31 protein-coding genes are annotated in these 16947 nt (G+C 47.2%); all 31 read right to left on the reverse strand.

Annotation, left to right across the window (positions count from 1 at the left end):
• Window positions 1-505: 505 nt before the first annotated feature.
• The 31 genes from DQW12_RS11505 to DQW12_RS11655 all read right to left on the reverse strand — a co-directional run bounded on the left by DQW12_RS11505 (window position 506) and on the right by DQW12_RS11655 (window position 16925).
• The gene (locus DQW12_RS11505) at window positions 506-991 is read right to left on the reverse strand and encodes a YajQ family cyclic di-GMP-binding protein (RefSeq protein WP_113908021.1); all 486 of its coding nucleotides are present in this window, start codon (window positions 989-991) and stop codon (window positions 506-508) included.
• A gap of 227 nt (window positions 992-1218) precedes the next feature.
• A complete protein-coding gene (gene rplQ / locus DQW12_RS11510) occupies window positions 1219-1617 on the reverse strand; it encodes a 50S ribosomal protein L17 (RefSeq protein WP_113908022.1) in 399 nt (132 codons plus the stop codon).
• Between the two features lie 50 nt (window positions 1618-1667).
• A complete protein-coding gene (locus tag DQW12_RS11515) occupies window positions 1668-2657 on the reverse strand; it encodes a DNA-directed RNA polymerase subunit alpha (protein WP_113908023.1) in 990 nt (329 codons plus the stop codon).
• Between the two features lie 25 nt (window positions 2658-2682).
• Window positions 2683-3303: a 30S ribosomal protein S4 gene (gene rpsD / locus DQW12_RS11520; protein WP_113908024.1), complete on the reverse strand. Its 621-nt coding sequence runs from the start codon at window positions 3301-3303 to the stop codon at window positions 2683-2685.
• Window positions 3304-3333: 30 nt separating this feature from the next.
• Entirely contained in the window at window positions 3334-3723 is a 390-nt protein-coding gene (rpsK, locus tag DQW12_RS11525; protein ID WP_113908025.1) for a 30S ribosomal protein S11, read from the reverse strand.
• 12 nt (window positions 3724-3735) lie between these two features.
• Window positions 3736-4092 (reverse strand): 30S ribosomal protein S13, encoded by a 357-nt coding sequence (gene rpsM, locus DQW12_RS11530; RefSeq protein WP_113908026.1) that lies wholly within the window; start codon window positions 4090-4092, stop codon window positions 3736-3738.
• Window positions 4093-4216: 124 nt separating this feature from the next.
• The gene (gene rpmJ / locus DQW12_RS11535; protein WP_113908027.1) at window positions 4217-4330 is read right to left on the reverse strand and encodes a 50S ribosomal protein L36; all 114 of its coding nucleotides are present in this window, start codon (window positions 4328-4330) and stop codon (window positions 4217-4219) included.
• 24 nt (window positions 4331-4354) lie between these two features.
• The gene (secY, locus tag DQW12_RS11540) at window positions 4355-5683 is read right to left on the reverse strand and encodes a preprotein translocase subunit SecY (protein WP_113908028.1); all 1329 of its coding nucleotides are present in this window, start codon (window positions 5681-5683) and stop codon (window positions 4355-4357) included.
• 7 nt (window positions 5684-5690) lie between these two features.
• Window positions 5691-6125: a 50S ribosomal protein L15 gene (gene rplO / locus DQW12_RS11545; protein ID WP_113908029.1), complete on the reverse strand. Its 435-nt coding sequence runs from the start codon at window positions 6123-6125 to the stop codon at window positions 5691-5693.
• Window positions 6126-6128: 3 nt separating this feature from the next.
• Window positions 6129-6311, reverse strand: coding sequence for a 50S ribosomal protein L30 (gene rpmD, locus DQW12_RS11550; RefSeq protein ID WP_113908030.1), 183 nt, complete (start codon window positions 6309-6311; stop codon window positions 6129-6131).
• 6 nt (window positions 6312-6317) lie between these two features.
• Window positions 6318-6818, reverse strand: coding sequence for a 30S ribosomal protein S5 (gene rpsE, locus DQW12_RS11555; protein ID WP_113908031.1), 501 nt, complete (start codon window positions 6816-6818; stop codon window positions 6318-6320).
• Window positions 6819-6827: 9 nt separating this feature from the next.
• Window positions 6828-7181, reverse strand: a complete 354-nt coding sequence (gene rplR / locus DQW12_RS11560; RefSeq protein ID WP_113908032.1) for a 50S ribosomal protein L18 — start codon at window positions 7179-7181, stop codon at window positions 6828-6830.
• A 9-nt stretch (window positions 7182-7190) separates the two neighbouring features.
• Entirely contained in the window at window positions 7191-7724 is a 534-nt protein-coding gene (gene rplF, locus DQW12_RS11565) for a 50S ribosomal protein L6 (RefSeq protein WP_113908033.1), read from the reverse strand.
• A gap of 12 nt (window positions 7725-7736) precedes the next feature.
• Window positions 7737-8129 (reverse strand): 30S ribosomal protein S8, encoded by a 393-nt coding sequence (rpsH, locus tag DQW12_RS11570; protein WP_113908034.1) that lies wholly within the window; start codon window positions 8127-8129, stop codon window positions 7737-7739.
• Window positions 8130-8155: 26 nt separating this feature from the next.
• A complete protein-coding gene (rpsN, locus tag DQW12_RS11575; RefSeq protein WP_113908035.1) occupies window positions 8156-8461 on the reverse strand; it encodes a 30S ribosomal protein S14 in 306 nt (101 codons plus the stop codon).
• Window positions 8462-8472: 11 nt separating this feature from the next.
• Complete coding sequence (gene rplE, locus DQW12_RS11580) at window positions 8473-9012, reverse strand: 50S ribosomal protein L5 (protein ID WP_113908036.1); 540 nt, start codon at window positions 9010-9012, stop codon at window positions 8473-8475.
• A 19-nt stretch (window positions 9013-9031) separates the two neighbouring features.
• On the reverse strand, window positions 9032-9346 hold the full coding sequence (gene rplX, locus DQW12_RS11585) for a 50S ribosomal protein L24 (protein ID WP_113908037.1): 315 nt from the start codon (window positions 9344-9346) through the stop codon (window positions 9032-9034).
• 10 nt (window positions 9347-9356) lie between these two features.
• Window positions 9357-9725, reverse strand: coding sequence for a 50S ribosomal protein L14 (rplN, locus tag DQW12_RS11590; RefSeq protein ID WP_111570016.1), 369 nt, complete (start codon window positions 9723-9725; stop codon window positions 9357-9359).
• Between the two features lie 212 nt (window positions 9726-9937).
• The gene (locus DQW12_RS11595; RefSeq protein WP_232819967.1) at window positions 9938-11176 is read right to left on the reverse strand and encodes a carbohydrate porin; all 1239 of its coding nucleotides are present in this window, start codon (window positions 11174-11176) and stop codon (window positions 9938-9940) included.
• 100 nt (window positions 11177-11276) lie between these two features.
• Complete coding sequence (gene rpsQ, locus DQW12_RS11600) at window positions 11277-11540, reverse strand: 30S ribosomal protein S17 (protein WP_113908038.1); 264 nt, start codon at window positions 11538-11540, stop codon at window positions 11277-11279.
• The gene (rpmC, locus tag DQW12_RS11605; protein ID WP_113908039.1) at window positions 11540-11731 is read right to left on the reverse strand and encodes a 50S ribosomal protein L29; all 192 of its coding nucleotides are present in this window, start codon (window positions 11729-11731) and stop codon (window positions 11540-11542) included. The genes rpsQ and rpmC overlap by 1 nt, the downstream gene beginning before the upstream one ends.
• Complete coding sequence (gene rplP, locus DQW12_RS11610) at window positions 11731-12144, reverse strand: 50S ribosomal protein L16 (RefSeq protein WP_113908040.1); 414 nt, start codon at window positions 12142-12144, stop codon at window positions 11731-11733. Before rplP ends, rpmC begins: the two co-directional genes overlap by 1 nt.
• An 11-nt stretch (window positions 12145-12155) precedes the next feature.
• Window positions 12156-12848 carry a 30S ribosomal protein S3 gene (gene rpsC, locus DQW12_RS11615; RefSeq protein WP_113908041.1) on the reverse strand — a complete coding sequence of 231 codons (693 nt, stop codon included), beginning with the start codon at window positions 12846-12848 and terminating at the stop codon, window positions 12156-12158.
• A gap of 10 nt (window positions 12849-12858) precedes the next feature.
• On the reverse strand, window positions 12859-13191 hold the full coding sequence (gene rplV, locus DQW12_RS11620; protein WP_113908042.1) for a 50S ribosomal protein L22: 333 nt from the start codon (window positions 13189-13191) through the stop codon (window positions 12859-12861).
• A gap of 12 nt (window positions 13192-13203) precedes the next feature.
• Window positions 13204-13482, reverse strand: a complete 279-nt coding sequence (rpsS, locus tag DQW12_RS11625; protein ID WP_113908043.1) for a 30S ribosomal protein S19 — start codon at window positions 13480-13482, stop codon at window positions 13204-13206.
• Between the two features lie 16 nt (window positions 13483-13498).
• Complete coding sequence (gene rplB, locus DQW12_RS11630; RefSeq protein ID WP_113908044.1) at window positions 13499-14323, reverse strand: 50S ribosomal protein L2; 825 nt, start codon at window positions 14321-14323, stop codon at window positions 13499-13501.
• 17 nt (window positions 14324-14340) lie between these two features.
• Window positions 14341-14643 (reverse strand): 50S ribosomal protein L23, encoded by a 303-nt coding sequence (gene rplW, locus DQW12_RS11635; RefSeq protein WP_113908045.1) that lies wholly within the window; start codon window positions 14641-14643, stop codon window positions 14341-14343.
• On the reverse strand, window positions 14640-15245 hold the full coding sequence (gene rplD / locus DQW12_RS11640; RefSeq protein ID WP_113908046.1) for a 50S ribosomal protein L4: 606 nt from the start codon (window positions 15243-15245) through the stop codon (window positions 14640-14642). Before rplD ends, rplW begins: the two co-directional genes overlap by 4 nt.
• 18 nt (window positions 15246-15263) lie before the next feature.
• Window positions 15264-15902, reverse strand: a complete 639-nt coding sequence (gene rplC, locus DQW12_RS11645) for a 50S ribosomal protein L3 (protein ID WP_113908047.1) — start codon at window positions 15900-15902, stop codon at window positions 15264-15266.
• 35 nt (window positions 15903-15937) lie between these two features.
• Window positions 15938-16249, reverse strand: coding sequence for a 30S ribosomal protein S10 (gene rpsJ / locus DQW12_RS11650; RefSeq protein ID WP_111570037.1), 312 nt, complete (start codon window positions 16247-16249; stop codon window positions 15938-15940).
• Between the two features lie 166 nt (window positions 16250-16415).
• Entirely contained in the window at window positions 16416-16925 is a 510-nt protein-coding gene (locus DQW12_RS11655) for a hypothetical protein (protein WP_157957918.1), read from the reverse strand.
• Window positions 16926-16947 lie beyond the last annotated feature (22 nt).

Consider the following 16947-nt stretch of genomic DNA (forward strand, 5'->3'; position numbering starts at 1 on the left):
ATGCAAAGTTGCTTTCATACCCGTTAAGGCGAAAGCTGCTCAACTCATGAATTTTGGTTCTTACTTTTACGTAAGCACCTTCACTCAAAAGCTTCGCTAAAGTTGCCAACCAAAGTTGGTCTTTTTTGATGCCTTCTCGTGCAAGTGCCCACACAGATTACTTGGCTTGATATATTGTTAAAGAACGTTGCTTCCTTCCGAAGCAGGGAAGCGAATTCTACGCTTCTCCTTGGTGAAGTCAAGTACTTGAATGATCTTTTTTGATCCCGTTCAAACCTTGTACCTTCTGAATTCTTGTTGCTCGGCGTTGCCTGACAACGGAGGCGCATTATAGAGATCTTCGAAGCGCGATCAAGCCCTTTTTTGAAACTTTTTACTGACTGCACATTTTATAAACGATCTTAATCAAATACGGCTAATCCTTGCTCGCCTTGTCGCTATTTTGGTCGGTTTTCGGTACTGATTTTTCATCGGCTACAGCTAAGCGCCTTTATACTCTGAGCTTCTAATCGCGGAAATTCTCAAATTGTAATGGTAATTCGATATCAGAATTCTTTAATAAGGCAATGGCATCTTGTAAGTCGTCACGTTTCTTACCGTTGATCCGAACCTTCTCTCCTTGAATAGACGCCTGCACTTTAATCTTACTTTCTTTTACCAACTTTACGATCTGTTTTGCCAACGGCTGATCAATACCTTGTTTAAACGTGATATGAAAACTGAATGTTTTTCCACTATGTACCGGCTCGTCTTCGATATCTGCACCTGACAACGATATACCACGTTTGGTCGTGTTATTACGAAGAATATCCAACAATTGACGTACCTGAAAATCAGATTCCGTTTTTAAAGTAACAGTAAGATCGTTGAGCTCAATGCTCGCATCTACGCCTCGAAAATCGAATCGAGTTTGCAGTTCACGCTCAGCGTTCTCTACTGCATGGCGTAATTCCACTTTATCTATCTCTGAAACAACATCAAAACTTGGCATTTTCCTCTCCCTTTTAAACGAATCCACAATCGAGTGATTAAGTTGTAACCGCTAACTCGCATGGCGCTCTGCATAGGCTTGAAATATTCAGCCAATCATTATGCCGCGCACGGGCTCCTGTAACAATACACACGATGCTTCACTTGTTCTATTTAGCGTTACGCTGAATACAAAGAAAAACGGAGCCAAAAGGCTCCGTTTTAATTTATTCGCTTACTAAAAGTAACTTACTCTTCAGTAACTACTTCTTCAGCAACTTCTTCGTTTACTGGACGGTCAACAAGCTCTACAAAAGCCATTGGCGCATTGTCACCAGCACGGAAACCACATTTCAGGATCCGGGTGTACCCACCTGGACGCTCTGAATAACGTGGGCCTAGCTCGTTAAACAATTTACCAACCACTTCTTTATCACGAGTACGAGCAAAAGCTAAGCGGCGATTTGCAACGCTGTCTTGCTTTGCTAGTGTGATTAGAGGCTCAATTACACGACGCAGCTCTTTTGCTTTAGGCACAGTAGTTTTGATCACTTCGTGACGAACTAATGAACTTGCCATATTGCTAAACATCGCTTTGCGATGGCTGCTGTTTCGGTTAAGTTGACGACCACTCTTACGATGGCGCATACCAAATACCCTTCTAAGTAAAACTCTTTACCCAGGTGACTTAAAACAACTTAGTCGTTGTCTAATAAGCTTGCTGGCGGCCAGTTCTCAAGACGCATGCCAAGAGAAAGACCACGTGATGCCAACACATCTTTAATTTCAGTGAGCGATTTCTTACCGAGGTTTGGAGTTTTCAATAGTTCCACCTCAGTACGCTGCACTAAGTCACCAATATACTGAATCGCTTCTGCTTTCAAACAGTTTGCAGAACGTACAGTCAGCTCAAGATCATCTACCGGACGCAACAGAATTGGATCAAATTCTGGCTTCTCTTCTTTCGCTTCTGGTTCGCTCTTATCGCGCAATTCAACGAACGCTTCTAGCTGTTCAGCAAGAATAGTCGCTGCACGACGAATCGCTTCTTCAGGCTCTAGAGTTCCATTAGTCTCCATATCGATAACTAATTTGTCTAGATCGGTACGCTGCTCTACACGAGCAGAGTCCACTGAATAAGCTATACGCTCAACAGGGCTGAAAGAAGCATCGACCAGCAGACGACCGATTGAGCGGTCTTCTTCTTCATTCTGCTGACGTGCGTTTGCAGGGACGTAACCACGACCGCGTTCAACTTTAATCTGCATTTTCAGTTCGGTATCACCGGTCAAAGTACAGATAAGATGCTCTGGATTAGCAATCTCAACGTCTCCGTCGGTCGTGATGTCACCTGCAGTGACAACCCCTGCGCCTGACTTGCTTAAAGTTAACGTAGCTTCGTCTTTGCCGTGTAAAATGACAGCGAGACCTTTCAGGTTGAGCAGGATTTCAATGATGTCTTCCTGGACACCTTCTTTCGTGCTGTACTCATGCTGCACGCCTTCGATCTCAACTTCAGTGACGGCACAACCCGGCATTGAAGAGAGAAGAATACGGCGAAGCGCATTGCCCAGCGTATGACCAAATCCACGCTCTAGCGGCTCCAAAGTAACTTTGGCGCGGTTAGTGCTGATTTGCTCGATATCAACGAGCCGTGGTTTCAGAAATTCGGTTACAGAACCCTGCATTATGTCCTCTCTTTATGCTGAGGCCTTACTTCGAGTAAAGCTCTACAATCAACTGTTCGTTAATATCTGCAGACAGGTCAGACCGCTCTGGATTACGTTTGAAAATGCCTTGCATTTCCTTAGTATCCACTTCGACCCAAGTCGGCTTCTCGCGCTGCTCTGCAAGCTCAAGAGCTGCGATAACACGTGCTTGCTTCTTCGCTTTTTCACGAACGCTTACCGTGTCTTCCGCTTTTACTTGGTACGAAGGAATGTTCACCACGCGACCATTAACCACGATTCCTTTGTGGCTGACCAGCTGACGTGCTTCTGCACGAGTTGATGCAAAGCCCATCCGGTACACTACGTTGTCTAAACGACTCTCAAGCAACTGAAGAAGGTTTTCACCCGTGTTGCCTTTCAAACGAGCGGCTTCTTTGTAGTAGTTGCGGAATTGCTTTTCAAGCACGCCAAACATACGACGAACTTTTTGCTTTTCGCGTAACTGAATACCGTAATCAGACAAGCGACCGCGACGTGCGCCGTGCTGCCCTGGTGCGGTTTCCAATTTACACTTGGAATCTATCGCACGTACGCCGCTTTTGAGGAACAAGTCTGTTCCTTCGCGACGACTTAGTTTGAGTTTTGGACCCAAATATCTAGCCATGTTCTTTCTCCAACTATCGTATCACGCCAATTAAACGCGACGTTTTTTAGGCGGACGACAACCGTTGTGAGGAATAGGTGTCACATCGGTAATGTTCGTGATTTTGTATCCAACCGCGTTCAGTGCACGAATTGATGATTCGCGACCTGGACCAGGACCCTTTACGAACACTTCGAGGTTCTTCAACCCGTATTCCTTCGCCATTTCACCAGCACGTTCTGCAGCTACCTGAGCAGCAAACGGCGTAGACTTACGTGAACCGCGGAAGCCTGAGCCACCCGCTGTCGCCCACGACAGAGCGTTGCCCTGACGGTCGGTAATGGTGATGATTGTGTTGTTGAAAGACGCATGGATGTGCGCCATGCCATCGGTCACTTGCTTTTTAACGCGTTTCCGAGTGCGAGCAGGTGTTTTAGCCATTGCCTATTCTCCTTACTTCTTAATCGGTTTACGCGGACCTTTACGAGTACGCGCATTCGTTTTAGTGCGCTGTCCACGTAGAGGTAAGCTGCGACGATGACGTAAACCACGGAAACAACCGAGGTCCATCAATCGCTTAATGTTCATAGAAACTTCGCGACGAAGGTCACCTTCTACAGTGTATTTGGCAACTTCTTCACGGATCTTGTCTAAATCAGCCTCTGACAAGCTTCCAATCGTTGTGGTTTCAGCAATACCAACGCTCGCCAGAATCTCTGTTGAACGGGTACGACCTACGCCGTAGATTGATGTCAGTGCAATCACTGCATGCTTATTGTCAGGGACGTTAATGCCAGCTATACGGGCCACTAACACATCTCCTATAGATTAAAGGGGCACAAGTTGAAAAGCCCGTTAGGATACTCAACCGATCGCCCAATTGCAAATAAAACACAGCCCGGAATATAAAATCCCGGACTGTACTCTTACTTTGTTAACCCTGCCGCTGTTTATGCTTTGGATCAGTACAAATTACACGAACTACGCCGTGACGTTTGATGATCTTGCAATTCCGGCAGATCTTCTTAACGGAAGCACGAACTTTCATTGCTACTCTCCGTAACATGCAACCTTAACGGCCGTAGCCCTTAAGGTTAGCTTTTTTAAGTACCGACTCATATTGATGTGACATCATGTGAGTTTGTACCTGAGCCATAAAGTCCATAATAACAACCACAATAATCAGAAGTGAGGTTCCACCGAAGTAGAACTGCACATTCCAAGCGATCATCATGAACTCTGGAACCAAACATACAAATGTAATGTAGAGTGCACCAGCCAGTGTCAGGCGTGTCATTACTTTGTCGATATAGCGAGAAGTTTGCTCACCTGGGCGAATACCTGGGATAAAAGCCCCAGACTTCTTCAAGTTGTCTGCTGTATCGCGTGGGTTGAACACCAACGCAGTATAGAAGAAACAGAAGAAAATAATCGCGGTTGCATACAACATTACATAAAGCGGTTGGCCTGGTGACAATGTCAACGCAACCTCTTGCAAAATGTTTGCTATACCGGTGTCGCCTGTACCAAACCAAGTGGCGATGGTGCCAGGAAACAAAATAATGCTCGACGCGAAAATCGGCGGAATTACGCCTGCCATGTTAACTTTCAATGGCAAGTGCGAACTCTGCGCAGCAAACACTTTACGACCTTGCTGCCGCTTCGCGTAGTTTACCACAATCCGACGCTGTCCGCGCTCTACAAATACAACAAAATATGTCACTGCGAATACAACGACACCAATCAAAAGAAGCAATAACAAGTGCAAGTCGCCTTGGCGTGCTTGTTCTGCTGTTTGACCGATAGCCGATGGCAATCCAGCCACAATCCCGGCGAAGATGATAATTGAGATACCGTTGCCTATTCCACGCTCGGTAATTTGTTCACCCAACCACATTAGGAACATGGTACCGGTAACTAAACTTACTATTGCTGTGAAATAAAAGGCAAACCCGGGATTCATTACCAACCCAGGAACCAAGTTTGGCAAACCTGTTGCAATCCCAATAGATTGCGCAATTGCCAGAACTAAGGTACCCCAACGAGTGTATTGGCTAATCTTACGCCGCCCTGCTTCACCTTCTTTCTTCAACTCAGCAAGCTTGGGATTAACCACGCTCATAAGTTGCATTATGATTGAAGCTGTAATGTAGGGCATGATCCCCAACGCGAGGATCGACGCACGCTCGAGAGCACCACCACTGAACATGTTAAACATGGCCACGATGGTACCCTGTTGCTGTTCGAATAACTGCGCCAACACATCGGCATCTATTCCAGGAATCGGCACGAAAGATGCAGCACGAAATACAATGATTGCGCCAAGCACAAATAACAAACGTGATTTGAGCTCTGACAAGCCGCCTTTCGCACTGGACTTTTCCAATCCTGGTCTAGCCATGGGTCAATTATCCTTCGATTTTGCCGCCGGCCGCTTCGATAGCTTCGCGCGCGCCTTTAGTGACTTTAATGCCTTGCACGGTAACCGCACGATTGATTTCGCCAGACTTAATAACTTTAACGAACAAAATGTTCTTCGTTACTAAACCTGCTTCTTTCAATGCGCTAAGGGTTACAGTTTCGCCGTTCAACTTTGCGATTTCGTTCAACGTAACTTCAGCAGTAACTACCGATTTACGTGAGGTGAAACCGAATTTAGGTAGACGACGCTGAATTGGCATCTGACCACCTTCAAATCCTGGCTTCACAGAACCGCCTGAACGCGACTTCTGACCCTTGTGACCGCGACCACCAGTTTTGCCTAAACCTGAGCCGATACCACGTCCAGGACGTTTCTTCTCAGTTTTAGCGCCTGGTGCAGGTGCTAGAGTGTTCAAAAACATAGCTTACTCCTCCACCTTAACCATGTAGTTCACACGATTAACCATACCGCGTACAGAAGGAGTGTCTTCCAACTCTACGGTGTGGTTAATACGGCGTAGACCCAAACCAACTAATGTTGCTTTGTGCTTTGGCAAACGGCCAATCGCACTTTTGGTTTGAGTTACTTTGATTGTCTTCTTAGCCATCGTTCACTACCCCACAATCGAATCAACAGGGAGCCCACGTTTTGCGGCGATCTGCTCTGGAGACTTCATAGCTTCCAAAGCTTTGATTGTCGCGCGGACAACGTTGATTGGGTTTGTTGAACCATACGCTTTCGACAGAACGTTATGAACGCCTGCGACTTCCAATACAGCGCGCATCGCACCACCGGCAATAATACCGGTACCTTCAGATGCTGGCTGCATGAATACATTAGACCCTGAGTGGCGCCCTTTAACAGGGTGCTGCAGAGTGCCATTAGTCAGCTGTACGGTCACCATATTGCGACGAGCTTTTTCCATCGCTTTCTGGATCGCTGCAGGAACTTCACGAGCCTTGCCATAGCCGAAACCGACTTTGCCTTGGCCATCGCCTACCACAGTCAATGCAGTGAAGCTAAAGATGCGACCACCTTTAACCACTTTAGAGACGCGGTTGACCGTGATGAGTTTTTCCACCAGTTCACCGTTTTGAGCTTCGATATTTGCCATTTCCGTCTCCTAGAACTGCAGTCCTGCTTCACGGGCAGCATCTGCCAGTGCAGCAACACGACCGTGGTACTTGAATCCGCTACGGTCAAAAGAAACGGCTTCAACACCTTTCTCTTTTGCGCGTTCAGCGATTAATTTCCCAACGACTTTAGCGGCATCAACGTTACCCGTGTTTTTAACTTGCTCACGAATTACGCTTTCCGCAGTAGAAGCAGTGGCTAATACTACTGAACCATTTGCTTCGATAACCTGCGCATAGATATGCCGCGGGGTACGGTGAATAACCAAACGGTTTCCACCCAACTCTTGAATCTTTTTACGTGCGCGAGTAGCACGACGTAAGCGAGCTGCTTTCTTGTCCATCGTATTACCCTACTTTTTCTTGGCTTCTTTACGGCGAACTTGCTCATCGCTGTAACGTACACCCTTACCTTTATAAGGCTCTGGTTTACGATATGCGCGAATATTTGCCGCAACTTGGCCAACCAATTGTTTATCGGCGCCTTTCACCACTACTTCGGTTTGAGTTGGTGTTTCTACAGTAATACCTGCAGGAACGTTAAACTCTACCGGGTGTGAGAAGCCTAAGCTTAAGTTCAGCTTGGCACCTTGAGCTTGTGCACGGTAACCAACACCAACCAGTGTTAACTTACGTACAAAGCCTTCGGTAACGCCCTGAACCATGTTGTTCAATAGTGAACGAGCGGTACCCGCTTGGGCTACTGCATTCGCCATACCTTCACGAGGTACAGCACGCAGCTCTTGCTCTTCTTGCACCACTTCAACTGCGTCGTTAAAAACGCGAGTTAGCGTGCCTTGTCCACCTTTAATGCTTACTTCCTGGCCGTTCAACGTAACTTCAACGCCGGCAGGGATAGCAACAGGTGCCTTAGCAATGCGTGACATATCCTACCTCCGTTAAGCTACGTAGCCAATGATCTCACCGCCCAACCCTGCATTGCGTGCAGCGCGGTCGGTCATTAGGCCCTTAGAAGTTGAAACTACTGCGATACCGAGGCCACCCATTACAGTTGGTAACTCGTTACGCTTCTTATAAATACGCAGACCAGGGCGGCTTACACGCTGAATAGATTCGATGACAGGCTTGCCTTCGAAATACTTCAGGGTAACTTCCAACTCTGGCTTAACGCCTGACTCGATTTTGTAGCCAGTGATATAACCTTCGTCTTGCAGAACTTTAGCGATTGCTTCTTTCTGCTTCGATGCAGGCATTACCACGGTCACTTTGTTCGCCGCTTGAGCGTTGCGAATTCGAGTGAACATATCCGCAATTGGATCTTGCATGCTCATATTTGCTTTCTCCCGTGATTCGTCGCTTACCAGCTAGCTTTCTTCAAGCCAGGAATTTCACCACGCATAGCTTTTTCACGAACCTTAATACGGCTCATGCCAAACTTGCGAAGGTAACCATGAGGACGCCCAGTGACGCGGCAGCGGTTACGCTGACGAGATACACTAGAATCACGTGGGAGCTTCTGCAAATCCAGAACAGCTTCCCAGCGTTGTTCGTCGCTAGACGCAGGGTCCGCGATAATCGTCTTCAGTGCGCGACGCTTTTCAGCGTACTTTGCCGCAAGCTTTTGACGCTTGAGCTCACGCATTTTCATAGAAACTTTTGCCATAACTCTACACCTTACTTTCTGAACGGGAAGTTAAAGGCAGACAGCAATGCACGAGCTTCATCATCGCTCTTTGCACTCGTCGTGATCGTGATGTCCAAACCACGTACCCGATCGACTTTATCGTAGTCGATTTCAGGGAAAATGATTTGCTCACGAACGCCCATGCTGTAGTTCCCACGACCGTCGAAAGACTTCGCACTCAGACCACGAAAGTCACGAATACGAGGAATTGCGATCGAAATGAAACGCTGTAGGAAATCCCACATACGCTCACCGCGCAGAGTTACTTTACAACCAATCGGAAAGCCTTCACGGATTTTGAAGCCGGCTACTGACTTACGAGCAACAGTGCGAACCACTTTTTGACCAGAAATTGCTTCCAGGTCAGCGACTGCATTGTCAAGAATCTTCTTGTCAGTTAACGCTTCACCAACACCCATATTCAGGGTGATTTTCTCAATCCGAGGGACTTGCATGACACTGGTGTAGCCGAACTGTTTCATCAGTTCAGGAACTACAGTATCTTTGTAAACATCATGCAGTTTCGCCATCGTATACTCCAATATTTACTTAGATGATTTCATTTGTAGATTTGAAAACGCGAACTTTCTTCTCGCCTTCAATCTTGAAACCAACACGATCTGCTTTGCTGGTTGCCGCGTTAAAAATCGCAACATTAGAAACGTGAATTGGGGCTTCTTTTTCAATAATGCCACCAGCTTCGTTCAGAGACGGATTAGGTTTCTGATGTTTCTTGATAATGTTAACGCCTTCTACCACGACGCGATTTTCGCCAGTCAGAACTGAAAGCACTTTACCGCGCTTTCCTTTGTCCTTACCTGCCAGCACAATTACTTCGTCATCACGTCTGATTTTTGCCGCCATGTTCAGCTCCTTATAATACTTCTGGTGCTAGTGAGATAATTTTCATGAACTGCTCACCGCGCAATTCACGAGTCACCGGCCCAAAAATACGAGTGCCAATAGGCTGTGAGTTGTTGTTCAAAATCACAGCTGCATTGCGGTCAAAACGGATAACAGAGCCGTCTTGACGACGGACGCCTTTCCGGGTGCGAACCACCACCGCGTTGTAAACATCACCTTTCTTCACCTTGCCACGAGGAATTGCTTCCTTAACCGTAACTTTGATGATATCGCCAATGTTTGCGTAACGGCGGTGCGAACCACCTAGAACCTTAATACATTGTACGCTGCGTGCGCCGGAGTTATCGGCTACGTCCAGCATAGTTTGCATTTGGATCATCTCAGTGCTCCGCTTGAGTTTAAAATAAACCAGACTCTTTCGAGTCCAAGCTAGCTTCCTTCTGAACATCAGAAAGAAGACCCCATATTAAAAGGGCGCGAAATTATAACAGATAAGATTTTAAGAAGATAGATTATTTTGGAAGAAAATATTCGAAGAAAGCCGCCGAGAAAGCGGCTTTTTTGAAGAGGGTTGATGTTACCACTATCGCGTTAAAAATAGTAGCCAAAATTAATGTTAAACCGCGTGTTGGTGCTGCCGCCGTCGGCACCAATCGCGCCATTTACGAAAGGCTGGTTTTTGGCAGTAACGAGATCAACATAAGTGAACATACCACCGGCCGTAACCGACATACCGATAACGTTCATCACCGTGTCGTCATTAAAGCCACGCTTGTTGGTAACCAAGCTGTAATTATTGTACAGCTGCAAGTGGGTTATAGGGCCAATATCAACCGGCAAGTTATAAGCTATATTGGCTGTGTAAATGTCCGCAGACTCTGGAACCGTATCAAAGTATGCATAGGCCCCTAACACCACGCCTTCGGTAGCAACATCAAAGGTGTAATCATAAGTTGCGTATTGAGCGTGGAACTCCCAAGGACCAGTATGGTAAACCGCGTGCAAGCCTAGGTTTTCCCGGTCGCCCATATTCTCTTGGCCGTCGTTAAAGCGACCATACTGCAGCGAAACACCAAGCTCTAGCATACGTTCATCGTCCCAGTGCCATTTACGCGCAGCTCGGGTCATAAAGGTATTATTCTCGCCTGCAACTTGTGTGGGTTCGTCGTAAATACCCTCCCCTGGCAACCGTATGCCCACAACATCGTAGTTGTAGCGGTCTGCTGGGCTACGCACCAACCCGGTAGCACCGCCGAGTTCATCGTTAAGAATAAACGCAAAGTCTAAATCCCAGTCGCTTGAACGTTTACGAAAACGAATGCCGGCACCGTTGTTGTCTTCCATACCCAAATAAAAATTCGAGCTAAAGAAATAGCTGTGCGAGTTGTACGGCATAACCCCGAACGGTTGGATAACCATACCCACCTGCCCTTGCCAGTCTTCCGCAAAGTCATAACCGAAATAGGCATGGCGAAACGCGTCCATGTATTCGAACCAACGATACTGCGCCGAAAGAATTACGTCACCCATGCGGCCATTAAAATCTAAGCGGAAAATGTCGAAGTCTAAATCCCCACCTCGGCTCCGCTGAGCATCATCATAGTCGGTCACCACATATTGGAAGCGAACCGCGCCACCAATGGTTATTCCGTCTTCTTCGCGGTCCATTTCTAAGCTGTCTACCTTACGCTTTAAAAGCTCAAACTCGCTCTCAATACGGTCAATCTCTGCCGCTAAGCCGTCATTTTCTTGCGCCTGTACTTGCCCCGCACCTAACCACGATACTGCAACAAGGGAGCCAACCAAAACTAGTAGCTTACGATTATCCATTTCCGATCTCCGTTAAAAATGAGTTACTTAAGTATAGAGCAAGGCGCCAAAAAAGAAAAAGGCGACCCAAAGGTCGCCTTTTCAAATCGTACAGTTGAGATTAAACCTCAGTTGCACGCTCTAGCACGTCTACCAGTGCCCATGATTTGGTTTTCGATACCGGACGAGTTTCCTTAATCGATACTAAATCACCTTCACGGCACGTGTTGTTTTCGTCATGAGCATGTACCTTGGTAGTACGCTTAATGTACTTACCATAGATAGGGTGTTTCACCTTACGCTCAATCGCAACTACGATAGACTTGTCCATTTTGTTGCTGACCACACGGCCTTGCAACGTACGGATGTTTTTGGCTTCAGTCATTACGCACCTGCCTTCTCGTTAAGTACTGTTTTCACACGTGCAATGTCTTTACGCACTTGATTCAACAGATGAGTCTGATTCAGTTGGCCTGTGGCTGCTTGCATGCGCAGGTTGAATTGCTCACGCAGCAGACCAAGTAGCTCCTGGTTCAGCTCTTCAACGCTTTTTGCTTTCAATTCGCTTGCTTTCATCACATCACCGTCCGAGTAACAAAGGTAGTTTTGAATGGCAACTTACGTGCCGCTAGGCGGAACGCTTCGCGTGCCAGCTCTTCAGAAACACCGTCCATTTCATAGAGAACACGGCCCGGTTGAATCTGACATACCCAGTATTCTACGTTACCCTTACCTTTACCCATCCGCACTTCAAGAGGCTTCTGAGTAATCGGCTTGTCTGGGAATACGCGAATCCAGATTTTACCTTGACGCTTAACGTGACGAGTCATGGCACGACGGGCAGCTTCGATCTGACGCGCAGTCATACGACCACGTTCAGTTGCTTTAAGAGCGTAAGTACCGAAGCTAACCTTGTTACCCGCTTGCGCCAGGCCACGGTTGCGGCCTTTGTGAACCTTGCGGAATTTCATACGCTTAGGTTGTAACATTTCGCTTCTCCTTACTTACGACCTTTGCCGCGCTTGTTGTTGGCAGGCTTCGGTGCTTCTTCCTGAGCTGGCATACCGCCCAGAACTTCACCACGGAAAACCCAAACCTTCACACCAATGATACCGTAAGTGGTGCGGGCTTCCGCTGTTGCGTAGTCGATGTCTGCACGTAAAGTATGCAATGGCACGCGACCTTCGCGGTACCATTCGGTACGTGCGATTTCTGCGCCGCCTAAACGACCACTCACTTCCACTTTGATACCCTTGGCACCAATACGCATAGCATTTTGAACTGCACGCTTCATAGCGCGACGGAACATAACGCGACGCTCGAGTTGGCCGGCGATATTCTCGGCAACCAATTGTGCGTCAAGCTCAGGCTTACGAACTTCAGAGATGTTAATCTGAGCAGGTACGCCAGTAAGCTTAGAAATTGCTTGGCGCAATTTCTCAACGTCTTCGCCTTTTTTACCAATCACAACGCCAGGGCGCGCAGTGTGAATTGTCACACGTACACTCTTAGCAGGACGTTCGATAACGATCCGTGCAACAGAAGCATTTTTCAATTCTTCGTTCAGGAACAAGCGAACTTTGTGATCACTTTCCAGGTTATCCGCAAAATCTTTAGAATCAGCATACCATGTAGCATTATATGGTTTGGTGATACCTAGGCGGATACCATTAGGATGTACTTTCTGACCCATAATCTATCTCCTAGCTATCTGACACAACCACAGTAATGTGGCTGGTACGCTTTAAGATACGATCGGCGCGACCCTTAGCACGAGGCTTGATGCGCTTCATCGTGGGACCTTCGTCGATCATGATGGCTGAAACTTTCAGGTCATCAATGTCGGCGCCTTCGTTGTGCTCCGCATTCGCAATAGCTGATTCAAGAACTTTCTTGATCAACGTTGCTGCTTTCTTTTGGCTGTACGCCAAAATATCTAAAGCTTGCGCTACGTTTTGACCACGGATTTGATCCGCTACCAAACGACCCTTCTGCGGAGAAAGGCGGGCAAACTTATGCTTAGCAATAGCTTCCATTTTATTCACCTCTTACCGTTTCTTCGCTTTCTTATCTGCAGCGTGGCCGCGATAAGTACGAGTCGGAGCAAATTCACCAAGCTTGTGACCAATCATTTCGTCGGTAACGAAAACTGGAACGTGCTGGCGACCGTTATGAACAGCGATGGTCAAACCAATCATATCTGGAATGATCATTGAACGACGGGACCAAGTTTTAATTGGTTTCTTTTCCCCGCTTTCCATCGCCTTCTCCACCTTCTTGAGTAGGTGAAGGTCAATAAATGGACCTTTTTTAAGAGAACGTGGCATTGTTTAACCCCTTGCCTTATTTAGTGCGACGACGCACGATGTACTTATCGGTACGCTTATTCTTACGGGTTTTGTAACCCTTCGTAGGAACGCCCCATGGAGTAACCGGATGACGACCACCTGAAGTGCGGCCTTCACCACCACCATGTGGGTGATCAACTGGGTTCATTGCCACACCGCGAACGGTAGGACGAACACCACGCCAGCGCGTTGCGCCCGCTTTACCCAATTGCTTGAGCATATGCTCAGCGTTACCTACTTCACCAATTGTCGCACGACAATCAGAAAGAAGTTTACGTACTTCACCTGAACGTAAGCGAACCGTTACGTACATGCCTTCACGAGCAATAAGTTGAACATAAGCACCGGCAGAACGTGCAAGCTGTGCACCCTTACCTGGCTTCATTTCAACACCGTGGATTACAGAACCCACAGGAATATTGCGCATCGGCATTGCGTTACCTGGCTTGATTGGCGATTCTGAACCTGACATTACAGGGTCACCCGCTTTCAATCCTTTTGGAGCCAAGATGTAGCGACGTTCACCATCTGCATAAAGCACAAGTGCGATATTTGCAGAACGGTTCGGATCGTATTCAATACGCTCAACTTTTGCCGGAATACCGTCTTTGTCGCGTTTGAAGTCGATCAGGCGATAATGATGCTTGTGACCACCACCGATGTGACGAACAGTGATGCGACCATTGTTATTACGGCCACCATTTTTACTGTTCTTCTCCAACAATGGAGCATACGGCTTGCCCTTATACAGGTCTTGGCCAACGACTTTTACGACGTGGCGACGACCTGGAGATGTAGGCTTCTGCTTTACAACAGCCATTTTCAATATCCTCCCAGTTACTCAGCGCCGCCCACGAAATCGATATCAGCACCTTCATTCAGGGTTACGTAAGCTTTTTTCCAATCGCTACGCTGACCTGTGCGTGCACCGAAACGCTTGGTTTTACCCTTCACGTTAAGTGTGCGAACGCCGGCTACTTCGACTTCGAACAGTTTCTCAACAGCAGCTTTAATTTCTGCTTTCGTTGCATCCTTAGCGACCTTGAAAACAACAGTGTTGTCGTTTTCAGCAGTCATCGTGGCCTTTTCAGACACGTGAGGCGCTAGGATAACTTTTAGTAAACGTTCTTCACGCATCATGCCAATGTCTCCTCAAGCTGCTTCACTGCATCAGCGGTGAACAGTACCTTGTTGAACGCAATCAGGCTGACCGGATCAATACCTTGAACGTCACGTACATCAACCTTGTGCAGGTTGCGTGAAGCCAAGAACAAGTTCTCGTCAACTTCTTTGGTCACGATAAGAACGTCCTGAAGATCCAGTTCTTTCAGCTTCGCAACTAATTGCTTAGTTTTAGGTGACTCAACGCTGAAGTTCTCAACCACTAACAAGCGGTCTTGACGAACCAGTTCAGACAGGATGCTCTTCAGAGCACCACGATACATTTTTTTGTTAACTTTCTGGCTGTGATCTTGCGGCTTCGCAGCAAAAGTTACACCACCAGAGCGCCAGATTGGGCTACGGATTGTACCGGCACGAGCGCGGCCAGTACCTTTTTGCCGCCATGGCTTCTTACCACCACCAGCAACTTCCGAGCGCGTTTTCTGTGCGCGACTACCTTGACGTGCGCCTGCTGCATAGGCCACTACAACCTGATGCACCAAAGCTTCATTGTACTCACGTCCAAAGGTAGCTTCGGAAACTTCAAGAGCGCCTTTCGCGTCTTTTAATGCTAATTCCATCACTAATCTCCTCAGACGTTACGCTTTAACCGCTGGTTTCACGATGACGTCGCCACCAGAAGCACCTGGGACTGCACCTTTAACCAAGATTAAGTTGCGCTCAGCGTCAACGCGGACCACTTCGAGTGATTGCACAGTTACGCGCTCAGCACCCATGTGACCTGCCATTTTCTTACCTTTGAAAACTTTACCCGGTGATTGGTTTTGACCAATCGAACCTGGTGCGCGGTGCGACAGTGAGTTACCGTGCGTTGCGTCCTGAGTCCGGAAGTTCCAGCGCTTAACGGCACCCGCAAAACCTTTACCTTTAGAGGTTCCAGTTACGTCTACCATTTTTGTTTCGTTAAACAGTTCGACTGTCAGCTCAGAGCCTACTTCGATGTCTGTACCTTCTTCGCCATTCAAGCGGAATTCCCACAGGCCGCGACCTGCTTCTACACCCGCTTTTGCGAAATGACCCGCAGAAGGTTTGTTGACACGATTGGCTTTCTTGCTGCCAGTGGTCACCTGAAGTGCGCGATAACCGTCTGTCTCCAGTGTTTTGACCTGGGTGACACGGTTTGCTAGCACTTCGATCACAGTCACAGGAACCGATGCGCCATCTTCTTGAAAGATGCGAGTCATTCCTACTTTACGACCGACTAGACCAATAGCCATTGTTAAAACCTCTTATCCAGAATCCTATTGCTCACTTAGCCCAGGCTGATTTGTACATCAACACCAGCGGCCAGGTCCAAACGCATCAGAGCGTCTACAGTTTTTTCTGTAGGCTCAATGATATCGATAAGGCGCTTGTGGGTACGAATTTCGTACTGGTCACGCGCGTCTTTATTCACGTGTGGAGAGATCAACACGGTGAACCGTTCTTTGCGGGTAGGTAGTGGAATAGGCCCACGAACCTGTGCACCCGTACGTTTCGCTGTGTCTACGATTTCCGCAGTCGACTGGTCGATTAAGCGGTGATCGAAGGCTTTCAGGCGAATCCGAATTCTTTGACTTGACATATCAAAGCCTCATCCAAAAGAGCATTTAAAAAAGAGCATAAAAAAACGCGCCTCTAGAACAGTTCAAAGACTGTGAGAGGACGTTTTTTCAACTACACGTTTGCTCCCCAATCGGGAGCACTGTTGACGGCATTTAAAGTAAAACTCTAACTACCGTGACGCGATATTATACGGAACCTAAAGTAGAAGTCAACCTAAGAACTTCTTCGCTAGCGCACTCAGTCTGACTAAAGCTGGATTCTTCCTCTGCTAAGTCATAGGTTGATACACGAATATCGCCTTTAATTCCTTCACCCGTAGCTGAAAGGCGCGAAAACTGAACATCATCATCGTATCTTTTCGTTACTTCAAACGCGGCATGCTCGGTCCATCCATTCTGGCCATACTCTTTTTCATTTATTTTCAAATAAACTTTAGGTATTGACTCACCCTCATGCGGAACTTCACTTACCAATAATTCAAACCTATATTCCCGTCCACTGTTCGGGTGAGAAACGAACATCTGCATTGGGTGGTTGTTATAAACAACCGCTTTCAATGCATTAAAATCATCACCATAAATATCCAACGAGAAGTTAATTTCTGACGCCTGTCTTTCGGACGCATAACTTTCTGACACTAGAGAAGCATTAACGATCACGAATAAAAATATACTACTCATCATCAAAGTTTTCATTTACCACATCCTCACCGATTGT

Source organism: Aliidiomarina celeris (assembly GCF_003316875.1).
GTDB classification, from domain to species: domain Bacteria; phylum Pseudomonadota; class Gammaproteobacteria; order Enterobacterales; family Alteromonadaceae; genus Aliidiomarina; species Aliidiomarina celeris.